Source organism: [Clostridium] symbiosum (assembly GCA_036419695.1).
In the GTDB taxonomy this organism is placed as follows: Bacteria; Bacillota; Clostridia; order Lachnospirales; family Lachnospiraceae; genus Otoolea; species Otoolea symbiosa_A.
The window spans coordinates 3,864,179-3,877,147 of the sequence record CP143946.1; the positions used below are offsets into that span (position 1 = coordinate 3,864,179).

Sequence of the window (12,969 nt, forward strand, 5' to 3'; positions counted from 1 at the left end):
CGTTTTCTGGATGACGGCCAAAAAACGCCGCCATCTACATCCAGGCAAATTATACCGTATTTTTGGCCTCATTTCCATAGGAAATTTTACTTTTACCGAACAGCTCCGCCCTGCATTTAACCACGCCGCCCACCGAAAGCAGGCAGGTGATAAATTCCGATAGGGTAAATGAAAGCCACACCCCCTCCATGCCAAACGCCAGGGAAAGCAGCAGTACGAGAGGAATAATCACCGCGCCGCCCCTTGTGACCGAGATAATGAAGGCCAGCTTGGGCCTCATAACGGCGCTCAGGAACGCGGCGGCCAGGATGTTAATCCCGGCAAACAAAAATCCCGTAAAATACAGCCTGATTCCGGTCTTGGCAATCGCTACCAGCTCCCGGTTCCCCTCACTGTTAAAAATATGGACGATCGGCTCCGTAAACAGGCAGACAATGAGATAGACCGACGCCGCAAGAAAGACCGCCAGGCCGACGGCATACCGGACCACCTGCCAGAGCATCCTTCCGTCTCCCCTGCCGTATCCGGTGCTCGCCAGAGGCTGGATTCCCTGTGCAATTCCGGTAAACACGGCAATCACGACCAGGGCCAGATTGGCTACAATCCCATATGCCGCGACTCCGGTGTTACCCGCCAGATTTAAAATAACGAGGTTAAAGACAATCAGTACAATCCCCGAAGATACCTCGGTAATAAAGGAGGACAGACCGGGCATCAGGACGGCTCCGCTCCTTCTCAGTTCCGGGCGCACCGCCGCCGGATGAAATGTATTTTTCTTTTTTATAAAGTGTAGAGAAAGCACTCCCAGGCTCATGACAGGCGCCAGCCCGGTCGCAAAAGCGGCTCCGAATATCCCCATAGAAAGCGGAAACATAAACAGATAGTCCAGAATTACATTTCCCATGCTCCCGGTCAGCATCGCCGCCATAGACAGAGCCGGATTCCTGTCGTTGCGGACAAATGCCAGAATGACGTTATTCAGGATAAAACAGGGCGCAAAGCACAGGATAACTCTCAGGTAGGTGGACGTCATTTCAAGCGTCTCACTGTTTGCCCCCAGCCTGACGGCAATACGGCCCGCAAAAAAGACGCCCAGAAATGCAAATATCAGCCCTGCCAAAAGTCCCATCGCCGCCGTCCAGGTAAAGACGCGGCTGGCCTCTTCCTCCTCCCCCTGCGTCTTTAAGATGGCAAAACGTGTCGCCCCTCCAATGCCGAACATCAGCCCGGCCGCGCTGATGATACTGTATACGGAAATTGCCAGATTCAGGGATGCAAGTCCTGCCGCCCCTAGCGCCTTGGAAACAAAAAAGGTGTCAGCCAGTATGTAACAGGACAATCCTATCATTCCCATCACGTTCAGGCTCACGTACCGTGCAAACAGAGCCGGTACGCTCTCTCCTCCATTACCGCCGCTGCGGCTCCGCTTATTTTTTACTGCTTCTGTGTGTGACATCACTCTGCTCCTTCCCTGCACTTTCCTATTTCACAAAAGAGTCCGGTTCGCCGGACTTTCGCGCCGAGCGCGGCCGCATAGCGGCATACTACATCTTCGCGCGAGTGCGCATCCTGCCCGGAGGGCTTTTTATATCATAGGGACACTTTCCTATGATATAAAAAGTGTCTGAACCCACTCCTGCTTAGACCTAACGGAGTGTGTTCAGACACTGAATTATTTACCCGGTGGCAAATAACTGTGTTTATATTTTGAAATTGCTATCAGAATACCACAAGTTACTCTTTTTTTCAAGAACAGAATTTCACATTTTTTCTTCCGGCACCATCATCAGGCTCTGATAAACATGGCCTCATCCGGTATCTTCTCCATTTCCTTATCCCAGTTTTCTTTTTCAATATCCTGGATGGATACGGAAACCACCGATTCACTGATTCCCAGTTCACCGGCAATGGCCGTCCTCATTTTTTCTGCCAGAGCAGCCTTAGTGTCGTGATCCCTGCCCGGATACATTGTAATGGCAATGTGCGGCATATTATGCACCTCCTGAATTCTTTATATGATTGCATTTAAATATTTTATACGACTGCATTTAAATACTTTATATGACTGCGTTTAAATCATTGAAATCAATAACCGTAAAAAATCTGTGTTATCGGCGAACTCTTATCGAGAATCAGCGTATTATTACCGTTCTTCAGAGCCGCTTTCGCCGCATCCAGTGAGCGGACAAAGTTGTAGAAATCCGCCTTGCTGGAATCGTTATACGCATTGGAGAGGATCTGCATGTACTGGGCCTCACCCTCTGCCTTAATCTTTTCCGCCTCTGCCCTGGCCTCCGACTTCATAACGGACACTTCTTTCGTCGTATTATTTTTAATCATCTGGGCCGAGGAATTACCCTGGGCCGAATAGGAGGCCGCTATATTGTTACGTTCGGAAATCATACGGTCATAAACCGCCTGTTTATTATCATCCGGCATATCCAGGGATTTTGTCTCCACGGCCAGCACGGTGATGCCGTAGCCGTCCAGCGAGTTGCTGATATTGGAGTTGATATCCAACGCCAGTTTACCGTTTCTGTTCTCAATAATCTCGGCCTGATCCATGTTGGAAATAACGGATTTCATCGATGAGAAAACCGAAGCGGCAATTCTCGACTGCGCCTGGGCAACCTGCCCGTTCAGATGCCTTGTAAACAGCACCGGATCGGAAATTTTCCAGAGTACGAATGCATCGGCAATCATGCTCTTCTTGTCTCTTGTAATGACGTCTGATTTTGGGATATCGTAAATCTGAAGTTCCTTCGGCACGGATGCGCTCTCCTGGATAAACGGTATCTTGAGAGAAACTCCCGGTGTCTCCACAACGTTGACGATCTCGCCAAACTGCTTGATCAATTTATATTCATTCGGATAGGTTATAACAATGGAAGATGCCAGAACTACGACCGCCGCCAACGCTATAAAAACTCCGATTACCTTATTACCTGTTCGTTTCATTCTGAGTCCTCCTTAATTGCCCTGTTCTGTGTTCTGCGGTTTCTGCTGTGTTTCTCCTTCAGCCGCCTTCGGTGAAGATGCGGCCGTCTGATCGGACTGGTTGGCCGGGCTCGTCTGGACCGGCGGCACATTCATGAAACTGTCAAGTGGAAGCATCTTCTGTGTCCCGCTTTCATCCACAATGTAAACCTTCAGGCTCGGAAGAACATCTTCCATCGTCTCATAGAACATTCTCTGCTTGGTGATCAGAGGATACTTGCTGTACTCCGCATACATCTGCTCAAAACGTGATACCTGGCCCTGGGCCTCGTTAATTCTGGACTGTTTCTCCGCCTCGGCATCCTTGATAATCTGGTCGCACACGGCTTCCGCCTGCGGAATTTTCTCGTTTCTGTCCTTGTTGGCGTTATTGATGGCCGTTTCCTTGCCCTGCTTTGCATTCTCCACATTTTTAAAAGCGCTCAGAACTTCTTCCGTTGGGGGAAATCCGTCCTGAATCGTAATATTTACAACCGAGAGGCCGATGTCCTCCTCTATCATCCGGTTGGTCAGCTTTTCCTTGATTTCGGACTGGATTGCAGCCTTTCCCGTGGTGATGACATCATCCACATTGTAAACTCCCACCGTGTCACGGATATAGGACTGGGCCAGCATCTTAAGGGTCGCCTCCGGATCCTGTGACGCATACAGATATTTAACAGGATCGCTTACCATATATTCCAGATAGAAGTCCGTATTTACAAAGTTAAAATCCTTTGTAATCATAACCGATTCTTCGTCAATGGACTGCCCGGTCTCAAGACTGTAGCCGATGGGCATCCCCGTAATGACCTTGGAAACCATTTTGACGTTCTGGATGAAAGGTATCTTAAAATGAAGTCCCGCCTGAGATACCGCCTGAGGATTTCCCAGGGTCGTAACTACCGCGTAATTGTCCTCATCCAGCATATAGTAGGAATTAATACCGGCAATCATTACGAAAAAGAGAAGGACTCCCCCCAGCATTTTCTTATAGGGAGGTTTTTTCCTGATTTTCTTTCCGTTGCTGTCGAAAGTTTCAGGTTCCTTTTCCTTATTTTTCTTCTTCAGTAAATCTTCAAACGGATTTTGGTTTCCAAATTGGTTTCCACCAAAAGGGTTTCTGTTTGTATACATTTTCACTCTCCTGTTCTTCTGTCTGATGCTTAACAGCACATTTCCTCTGTTGAATTTCCTGTCGTCTTTTCTTTTTGATGCACTCTTCTATTCTATCCTTTTCACCCGTCTATTGCAATTACATTTTTAGCGTTTTCTTAACACATATTTTTACTGTACTGCATTTTTATTGCAGCCGAACCGGAATTTCCAGTTTCTTTACCAGTTTATAGTAGGGGGATGCCAGCTGGAACGTCACCTCGCCGTCGCCCTCCTCATATGCGATATTGAAGCCCTTCAGTCCGCTGCCGCTTTCCTCATCCTTTGCAAGCGGGGTAAGGCCGCCGTTAAAATACATGTTGCGTTCCGTCTCTTCTCCCGTAAAGCCGCCAACCATATAAAATTCCAGGGCCGGATTTGTGGAACTTGCCGATGCATCAATTCGAACTATGGGTTTCGTTACCTTTTCTCCCTTTTCATCTACTCCTATCTCCTGTTTTTCCTCTGTTTTATGCACCGCCGTGAGAGAAATTACAGCGTCCCTGAATTCTACCTTCTGTTCAATCTCTATATCCTTTTCAGGAATTTCCACTTTGATTACCGGTGAAACTTCATCGGAAGCAGCAATCATCGTCTCCGGAACAAATTCTGCTGACCGGAGTGTTACATCCTCCGGCAGTTTGCAAGTATACTCAGTATAACTTCCTGCTTTTAAACCCTGGTAATTTTCTTTCACGGAGGCATAACGCACCCTGTCTGCATTTACCGTTACAGCCTCTTCCCGCCCATTCTTTTCCAGCTCCGGCACAATTCTGATTTGCGCCTTTCCCGGCTGAAGACGGAATCCGTCCTCCGAATAGGTATTCACCGTCACCTTAAGTTTGCCTTCCTCTTCCTTTCCCACAGCGAAAACATGGAATCCATCCTGTGCGGTTATCCCGTCTATCTCCTCCAGAGTCTGGTATTCCGGCGCCTTTTCAAAAGCAAATACAAGCGGTTCGTCGAACCCCTCTACCTCGAGTTTATAAAACCCATCCGGCTTCTTTGTTGTGAAGCCGCCGTCCTCCACACTCTTGACACAGATTTTTGTCAGTGCTCCGTCCTCAAAAAATTTTTCATATTCGGTTCCCGCAGCGCCTGTTGTGAACGTTGTCCCGCCTGTCGGCATCCCGTTTCCGTAAATTCTGGCGTTCCCCGTATAAAGTCCCGGTTTTTTATTTTCAAAAATCTTTGTCTCAAAATCACTTCTGCCGTAAATTCCCTTCTCCTCGTCCAGGCGGATGTAACTCCAGTCCCATTCGACGGATTCTCCCCTCTCTTCCTTCTCCCGGTTCTCCTTTTCCTGCTCCCTGATCTTTTTCGTCTCTTCCTCCGGCAGTACTTTCACGGAATAGTCGATAATCTCATATTTCACCGTCATACTCTGCCCCTGGCGCACCGCGCCCAGCAGCCTGAGTTTTGCCATCCCGTTTTCCACCTCAAGGCGGACGTCCTCCCCGGCTCCCTCACTGCCCGATAACTGGTAAAAAACCGGACTGCCAGGTTCACATATCCCGTAGCCCTCCACAACCTGAAACCCGTTCGCCACTTCCGTGTCTGCTCCGTTCCCGTCCTTCTCCCGGCCATCCTCCGTGCTTCCGCGTTCTGCCTCCTGACTCTCTGCCGTATTTTCACTCTGCCCTGCCGAAGCTTCAGAAACCTGCTCCCCACTGCTCTTCCCCGAACCGCTGCAGCCGGACAAAACGCCGGCAAAAGACAGGCATAAAATTGCCGCAAGCGCTGCTATTTTCCTCTTTTTCATAAAAGACCTCCTTAATTCCACTTTAAAAAATGACCGGAAAAACGAGCACGATGACGCTGTTATTCATTTATCCCACTGTCTGTTACCTGCATTTCCCATGCACCGATCATATATCTGATAATTCTAGAATTAATTTTACCATATTCTGTCTTTTCACTTATTGAATATTAATTAATCTATTCTTACATTTTCATAGCGGAGACTCTTTTCCCCCGACATTTGCTCCTATGAATTAAAAAACGGCATCCGTCATCCGGCAAGGAGCCTCTGCCACTACTCCCGGCCGGAACAGATACCGTCTTGTCCCTAACCTCATCTTTAACTTTAAAATTCATTCAAAAATACTGCACTTCATGCCTGGACGCCGTCGTATGGCGCCTTAGCATCCGCTGCACATCCCGTCCCCTCCTTACTCCGTCAGCGTCCTCATTCTCATCCTATCAGTCCCTTGCCCAGCTCATAGGCTTTCTCCGCCCCTCTGGAATCCTTCATCGCCCCTTTGGCGCTCATTCCCGGAACGGTCAAAATCCCTTTGCTCTTCCAGCCCAGATAATTGCAGGTGTCCTCATATGCATCAATAGCCGACTTGTACACTCCGTCCGACATGGAATCCAGCATCAGGGCCGCATAGCGGATTGTGAACCCTTTTCTGGCTCTTGCATAGAGTCTGTCGATGGCCGCCTTTAACTGTGCGCTCACCGTAAACCAGTAAATTGGAGAAGCAAATACAATCATATCTGCACCGTCGGTCAGCTCCAGCACTTCTTTCATGTCATCCTTCTGGACACAGACCCCGTCATGGGAGAAACAATATTCACAGGCCAGGCAGGGAGCCACCTTTTTCTCACCCAGATTTATTTTATGTACCTCATGCCCCTGCTCCGTCGCTCCTTTTATAAAAGAATCCACCATCAGTTCCGTATTTCCGCCCTTGCGCGGGCTGCCGTTTAAAACTACAATTTTCATCGTCATGCCTCCTTGTCGTCTTCCCGTTTCCCTGTCTGATATTCCAGACCGCCCGGAACGCTTCGTCCCCATACCGGCCTGACGTACCCAAAACATAATACAAAAAAACCATCCTGCGCTTTCCAGCAATCCGGCATCATATATCTAATATTTTAACATCGTCAGATTAAATATTCAACTCGTTTACGATACCTCTTAGAAGTGTTTGGGTTATGGTTCACAATAGAACCGTTCAGCCACCGCAGCCCGGCAAAATGGCAGCAACCTACGCGTCTTCAGTCCCGGCCAAAATCTTCCCGTGGGGAATCCGGGAGAAAAAGATTCCGCAGGGAACCTGGGAGTCCATTGGTACTTACCGAGGTCCTTTCGAGGTTAGTACCACTATGTACTCCAAAGAGCGCAAGCGTTTCCCGCAGGAACTTTTTCTGCCCGGATTCCCCATCGCGGCAACCTATATCCCGGGACTGAAGACCCACAACCTCCCATACCATTCCGCCCCCAACAGCGTTCTCCTTCCTCAAATACACTCAACGCTGATTAATCTGTCTTTTCCGCGTTCTGCCAGACAGCGGTTTTTTTCATTGACCGGCCCAAATTCCGACAGGCAGCAGATAACCCGACTGCAGGAATCAAGGACGGACGCCGCCCTGCGGTACGTTTCCTCCCCGATCATTTCAAACGGGGCCTCGGAAATCACCTCCGCCGCCAATGCCTTTGCTACCGGGTAATCGATGTCATTCTCTCCGAGGATTCCTGCCGCAAAGGGGATCCCCTTTCGCTGCAGCCTCCTGTAAACAGGAATTCCGCTCCCATTCCCTCCGATGACAAATACCTGGGGCCTGCCTTCCGCCGGCTCCATCTCGAGGCAGCCAAGCTCCGCATGATAGCTGCCCTTCGTGATTTTGTAAAGTTTTGTAATGTAGGAGGAGGTAAAAATTTCTTCCGGCGTCCCACAGCGTTCAATGGAATTTTCATTGACACAGACAATATAATCGGAGAGCTTCTGTGCTAAATCCAGTTCATGAAGAGACATGAGGACCGCCACGTTTTTATCACGCACCAGGTTTTTAAGAATCGTCAGAAGTTCCAGCTTGTGGCGGATATCCAGAAACGACGTCGGTTCATCCAGCACAATGACGTTCGGTTCCTGGCAGATCGCGCGGGCGAGGAGAATCCTCTGCCTCTGGCCGTCGCTGACCTCCGTAAAATCCCGCCCGGCCAGCTCCCGGGCATGGACAAGTTCCATGGACTCCCGGACTTTTTCCCGGTCCGCGTTGGAAAGGATTCCCAAACGGCCGGTATAGGGGTATCGGCCTGTGGCAACCACATCTTCACATGTCATCAATTCGGGATGGATCCGCTCCGTCATCAGGACGGACATCCGCTTCGCGATTTCCTTTTCCGGCATGCCGTGCATGGATACGCCGTCCAAGAAAACGGTTCCGCCAATCAGTCCCAGCTGCCGGATGATGCTTTTTAAAATCGTGGATTTTCCCGCCCCGTTCGGGCCAATCAGGGTAACAATCTCTCCCTGTTTTACATGGATTTCAATTTCTTCAATCAGGGGGACTTTTCCATATCCCACAGCCATGTGATCGGTGTAAATATAATCCTCTGCCAAGAAAAACCCTCCTTACCGTATATTTTTTCTTACCATCATATAAATGACAACCGGTGCGCCGAAAACGGCCGTAACAGAACTGATGCTGAGTTCGGTGGGGGCAAATACCGTCCTGGCAATCAGGTCGCAGAACAGGCAGAATACCGCTCCTCCCAGGAAACACCCCGGTATGATAAGAATTGGTTTTGCCGTTTTTAACAGGCTCTTCACCAGGTGAGGAACGGCAATCCCGACGAAGGAGACGGGACCCGCAAAGGCGGTGACGCAGGCCGATAAAATACTGGACAGCAGGATGAGCGCCACCCGGAACAAACGGACATTTACTCCCATATTCTGTGCATAAACCTCCCCCATCTGATACGCGCCGATTGGTTTTGCCATCAGAAAGACGAGGATGAACGATATAAAAATCACCGCCGTCATTACTCTGACATTCTCCCAGGACATCCCGGAAAAACTGCCCATCGACCAGTTGTGAAGGTTGACGATATCGGCGTCATCCGCAAATGTCACGGCAAAATCGGTCACGGCGGAACAGATGTAACCGATCATAACCCCACAGATCACAAGCATGGACATCTTTTTCACCCTGCCGGAAATCAGAAGGATAAGCCCCATGGAAATCATGGCTCCTGCAAATGCCGCCAGGATCATAACTGCCGAGCCCACACCAATTCCCTTTCCAAGCAACGCGATCATAATCAATGATACCGCTAATTTTGCACCGGAAGAGATGCCGAGCACAAACGGACCTGCGATCGGGTTTGAGAAAAATGTCTGCAGCAGAAATCCGGACACCGAAAGCCCGCCCCCCAGGATGACGGCCGCCAGGATGCGGGGCAGACGAATATCCCATATGATATGATACGCCGTATCTTCCCCAGTTTTAAAGAACAGGATTTTGCATATTTCCCGCACGGACAGGCCGACGCTCCCCGAGCCTATATTCCACAGAAAGAGAATGCACAAAAGGACTGCCAGAAGGGCAAATGAAATACCGTATCTCATTTTTGTTCTATTCGTCATATCTTCCCCCATTCGGCCGGCAGACATGTCTGCTGCCTGCTATTCCAGCCTGTATATGTATGTCATTTTACCCGGATCCGGACTGTCTTCGGTCAGTATTGTGTGGATGTCCACTATCATATTCCCCAGCCCCATGGTTTCCTGGAACATGTTTTTCTCCGTACACCATACATGCCCTTCCTTCACGGCCTTGAAGTCCGCCAGAAGTCCGCTTTTTGCAAGAAGCTCATCGACGGATTTCAGCTCACCGTCAATGGTGCTGTTGTAGATAATATAGTCCGCCTCTTTCGCCGCGGCATAAAACGCCTCCATCTGCATGTTCATTGTGGACAGTGCATTTTGATCCGTCTTGATGTTCTGAGGGACATAGGTTCCTCCCGCCATATCTATCATGCGCGCCACATAGTCGCCCGGTTTACGCACATTCACATATCCGTTGGAGCTGATATAGAAAAATGCCACTGTTTTCCCCATATTTTTCTGTTCCAGCACACCGTCCAGATGCTTCATCTGTTCGTCGAAACGTGCCTTTGCCAGTTCCTCTTTTCCCAGGAGAGCCCCATAGAGCTTCATCCACTCCATCCTTCCCAGCGGATGGCTCTCATAGCTGGAACGTTCCACCAGAACGGGGATTCCCAGTTTTTCAAGCTGTTCTTTCACCTCGGGAGAATGGTTAATCATCGTGGACTCTACCGCCAGGTCACATGATTTGGAAAGAATCAGCTCATAATCAGGCGTGCGGTATTTGCCCGCATAAAACATGTTTCCCTCTTCCAGCGCCTCCCTCGCCTCCCCGATATACCAGCCGGAGGCATCCAGAGCGGAAAGTGTTATCCGATCGACGGCATCCAGGCTGCGGAACAAATCCATTGCCGAAGTGGCCGCCAGATAAATGTTTTCAAGCGGCTGTCTGATCACCGTCACATCATCCGGAAGAACGGCCGGAGGCTCACCACGTTCCGGTACGACGAGAAAACGGCCGCTGTTCCTGATAGAAATCAAAATGAATCCATCTTCATAATAGTCCACGGAAAACTGATCCGCATAGAGAAGCTCCTTGCTGTGATCGAACTTCAGATTGTTTAAGCGTTCCGCCTGAAAACCGGCCTCTTCCGCGGCGGACTGCCCCCGCGCCGTTCCGGACACTGCGCCGCCCGTTGAAGAGCAGCCGCAGGCAAAGCATAAAAGCGCCCCCATTAAAAACATGGATAAATATTTTTTCATTCTCATCATTCAGCCTTTTTCAGTGTGGTGGAATCAAAGGTCAGCGTATATTCAATCTCGTGAGGCTCGCTCATGGCAATCGTGTCTGCAATGACCGCTATTTTCCAGTCAAAACCTCCGACGGGAATTTCAAAAGTTGAATTTCCTTCTTTGTTTTTCAGCTCATATTTCACGCCGTCCACCTTCATGTAATCGTAATTGGAACTGCCCCAGACAATCGTTGCAAAGGCCTTGCCGTTCTCCACACGGACAGCAGCCGGTGATTCCACCGCAGCCCTGCCGGAGCCTCCGTCCAGGGTAACACCCACCGTATAATTTCCGTCTGTGAGCTTAAGACTCTCCACCGTCGCAATCTTCCCGTCTGCAAACGCGGCGGCCGGAAGGGAATCGGCGCGGAACACCAGGACACGGTCATACCATTTTTCCTTCCTTTTACTGAATGCGCTTAATTCAATCCCCATATCCAGGGCCTCAACCGGAACTTCAAATGTGTTGGTTCCGTCCGCAAGCTCCGTGTACGGAATATAGTCTTCCTCCGACGCCTTTACGGCCTCCTCTCCCGTTCCCAAATAAACCTCCGCGTATCCGGTGCCGCTCATGGACATCACCGCGCTCATTGCGCCCTCTTTTACCGTAAGCTCACATTCCTCAATCCGGAACATGCTGGAACTGGAATCTACTTTTACAGAATAAATACCATCCTTTATTTCACTGCCGTAAACAGGCTTCATTCCCGCCTGCACGACGTCTATCTGACTGCCGGTCTCCTGATCCGGAGCCGGTGTTTTGGAACCGCAGCCGGCCGCCAGAAGGCACAGGGCCAGGAGCACAGCCGGCCATCCTTTTCTCTTAATTCTCATCTGTCTTCCACCTTTAAAAGGGCGATCAGTAAAAAAACCGACCGCCCATTTTTCTTCCTGATTTATTTCTCTTATTCCAGTTTCCGTTATTACTTTTTCAGGCTGTCCACTGCGGCCTTTGCATGCTCTACAAAGAGCTGCTGGATCGGTTCCATCTCACCGAGTCCGCGGACAAGACAGGTCACTTCATAACCTGCGCCCTCAAACGCCGTTTTCCAGGAACCTTCCTCATCGCCTGCCATATCGTTGTTGGCGTGATCACCTGCAACAATCATAAGCGGCTCTAAAACTGCCTTTTTGTATTCACCCTTCTTTACTGCGGCAAGTACATCATCCAGGCTTGGCGCTGCCTCTACGGTGCCTACAAAGTAATTCTTATATCCTGCTTCCGTCAGCATATCCTGCATCTTCGCATATACCTGGTTGGAATCTGCTTCCGTGCCGTGGCCCATGAAACAGATTGCGGTTTCTCCGTCATCATACTCAGCGGTCGCCTCTGTGATAGCTTTGATAACCGCTTTGAAATCATCATTGGAAGTGAGTAACGGTTCTCCGATTGCGACTTTCTCAAATGAATCGGAATACTCTGCCACCTCGTTGACAAGATCGTTATATTCCAGGCCGTCCATCAGATGGGTAGGCTGAACCACAAGGTTCTTAACTCCGTTATCCACCGCGCGGCCGAGCGCTTCTCCCACATTGTCAATGGCAATGTTATCGCGTGATTTAATATGGTCGATGATCATCTGGCTTGTAAAACCTCTTCTTACCGAATAATCCGGAAATGCATTTTCCATTGCATTCTCGATTGCCCCTACGGTGAAACGTCTGCTGTCATTGTAGCTTGTACCAAAACTGACTACCATAAGTTCGTTCTCACCAATTCCATCCTGATTTCTGGCATTGTCCAATGATGCATCCCCCGTATCGTAATTTTCTTCGTCCTCTTCTTCCGCTTCCACTGCTGCGTCTTTGGCCTCCTCAGCGGCGGCCTCCTCCGCGGTCTCCGCCGTCACGTCTGCGGCCGTTTCCTTCTGCCCGCCTGAACAGCCTGACGCCACTGCAGCCGACAAAGCTGTAAATGCAAATAATGCCACCAGTTTTTTGATCATCATGTTCCTTATCCTCCTTTATTCTACAACACGGTATCGGTATACAGAAGGTATAGGAATATGCCATCATCCTCTGATGGAATCTCAAACCGGCGGCACTCACGCGCAAATACGCGGCGCTAAATCACCCTGCATTATAAAAACATGCACGGTTGTCCACACCGCAGGATGCATTTTCCCCGGTGCAAAAGATTTTTTCCCGTCTGAGTCAGAGATTCGCGGTCTGAAAACCGTAAATCGGCACAACCAATTGCTCGTGATTTGGAA

The 12,969-nt window shown here is 49.6% G+C and carries 11 protein-coding genes; all 11 read right to left on the reverse strand.

Features of this window, described 5'->3' with window-relative positions; all coding sequences use genetic code 11:
• Window positions 1-49 precede the first annotated feature (49 nt).
• A complete protein-coding gene (locus tag V3C10_17470) occupies window positions 50-1,354 on the reverse strand; it encodes an MATE family efflux transporter (GenBank protein WVP64651.1) in 1,305 nt (434 codons plus the stop codon).
• Between the two features lie 432 nt (window positions 1,355-1,786).
• Complete coding sequence (locus tag V3C10_17475; GenBank protein WVP61082.1) at window positions 1,787-1,990, reverse strand: tautomerase family protein; 204 nt, start codon at window positions 1,988-1,990, stop codon at window positions 1,787-1,789.
• Window positions 1,991-2,085: 95 nt separating this feature from the next.
• A complete protein-coding gene (locus V3C10_17480; protein WVP61083.1) occupies window positions 2,086-2,958 on the reverse strand; it encodes a protease modulator HflC in 873 nt (290 codons plus the stop codon).
• Between the two features lie 12 nt (window positions 2,959-2,970).
• Window positions 2,971-4,113 (reverse strand): FtsH protease activity modulator HflK, encoded by a 1,143-nt coding sequence (gene hflK / locus V3C10_17485; GenBank protein WVP61084.1) that lies wholly within the window; start codon window positions 4,111-4,113, stop codon window positions 2,971-2,973.
• Window positions 4,114-4,279: 166 nt separating this feature from the next.
• Entirely contained in the window at window positions 4,280-5,893 is a 1,614-nt protein-coding gene (locus V3C10_17490) for a hypothetical protein (GenBank protein WVP61085.1), read from the reverse strand.
• Between the two features lie 432 nt (window positions 5,894-6,325).
• Window positions 6,326-6,859 (reverse strand): flavodoxin family protein, encoded by a 534-nt coding sequence (locus tag V3C10_17495; protein WVP61086.1) that lies wholly within the window; start codon window positions 6,857-6,859, stop codon window positions 6,326-6,328.
• 517 nt (window positions 6,860-7,376) lie between these two features.
• On the reverse strand, window positions 7,377-8,480 hold the full coding sequence (locus V3C10_17500) for an ABC transporter ATP-binding protein (GenBank protein ID WVP61087.1): 1,104 nt from the start codon (window positions 8,478-8,480) through the stop codon (window positions 7,377-7,379).
• A 12-nt stretch (window positions 8,481-8,492) separates the two neighbouring features.
• Window positions 8,493-9,506, reverse strand: a complete 1,014-nt coding sequence (locus tag V3C10_17505) for an iron ABC transporter permease (GenBank protein ID WVP61088.1) — start codon at window positions 9,504-9,506, stop codon at window positions 8,493-8,495.
• 39 nt (window positions 9,507-9,545) lie between these two features.
• Window positions 9,546-10,739: an ABC transporter substrate-binding protein gene (locus tag V3C10_17510; GenBank protein WVP61089.1), complete on the reverse strand. Its 1,194-nt coding sequence runs from the start codon at window positions 10,737-10,739 to the stop codon at window positions 9,546-9,548.
• Window positions 10,736-11,590, reverse strand: a complete 855-nt coding sequence (locus V3C10_17515) for a hypothetical protein (protein ID WVP61090.1) — start codon at window positions 11,588-11,590, stop codon at window positions 10,736-10,738. Before V3C10_17515 ends, V3C10_17510 begins: the two co-directional genes overlap by 4 nt.
• An 89-nt stretch (window positions 11,591-11,679) precedes the next feature.
• Window positions 11,680-12,705: a sirohydrochlorin cobaltochelatase gene (locus tag V3C10_17520; GenBank protein ID WVP61091.1), complete on the reverse strand. Its 1,026-nt coding sequence runs from the start codon at window positions 12,703-12,705 to the stop codon at window positions 11,680-11,682.
• Window positions 12,706-12,969: the final 264 nt, after the last annotated feature.

What these genes read in the sequence shown, in the direction of transcription:
- V3C10_17510 (WVP61089.1), bottom strand. Translation starts at nt 10,739, where the DNA reads ATGATGAGAATGAAAAAATATTTATCCATGTTTTTAATGGGGGCGCTT.
- V3C10_17475 (WVP61082.1), bottom strand. Translation starts at nt 1,990, where the DNA reads ATGCCGCACATTGCCATTACAATGTATCCGGGCAGGGATCACGACACT.
- hflK (WVP61084.1), bottom strand. Translation starts at nt 4,113, where the DNA reads ATGTATACAAACAGAAACCCTTTTGGTGGAAACCAATTTGGAAACCAA.
- V3C10_17470 (WVP64651.1), bottom strand. Translation starts at nt 1,354, where the DNA reads ATGGGAATGATAGGATTGTCCTGTTACATACTGGCTGACACCTTTTTT.
- V3C10_17480 (WVP61083.1), bottom strand. Translation starts at nt 2,958, where the DNA reads ATGAAACGAACAGGTAATAAGGTAATCGGAGTTTTTATAGCGTTGGCG.
- V3C10_17520 (WVP61091.1), bottom strand. Translation starts at nt 12,705, where the DNA reads ATGATGATCAAAAAACTGGTGGCATTATTTGCATTTACAGCTTTGTCG.
- V3C10_17495 (WVP61086.1), bottom strand. Translation starts at nt 6,859, where the DNA reads ATGAAAATTGTAGTTTTAAACGGCAGCCCGCGCAAGGGCGGAAATACG.
- V3C10_17515 (WVP61090.1), bottom strand. Translation starts at nt 11,590, where the DNA reads ATGAGAATTAAGAGAAAAGGATGGCCGGCTGTGCTCCTGGCCCTGTGC.
- V3C10_17490 (WVP61085.1), bottom strand. Translation starts at nt 5,893, where the DNA reads ATGAAAAAGAGGAAAATAGCAGCGCTTGCGGCAATTTTATGCCTGTCT.
- V3C10_17505 (WVP61088.1), bottom strand. Translation starts at nt 9,506, where the DNA reads ATGACGAATAGAACAAAAATGAGATACGGTATTTCATTTGCCCTTCTG.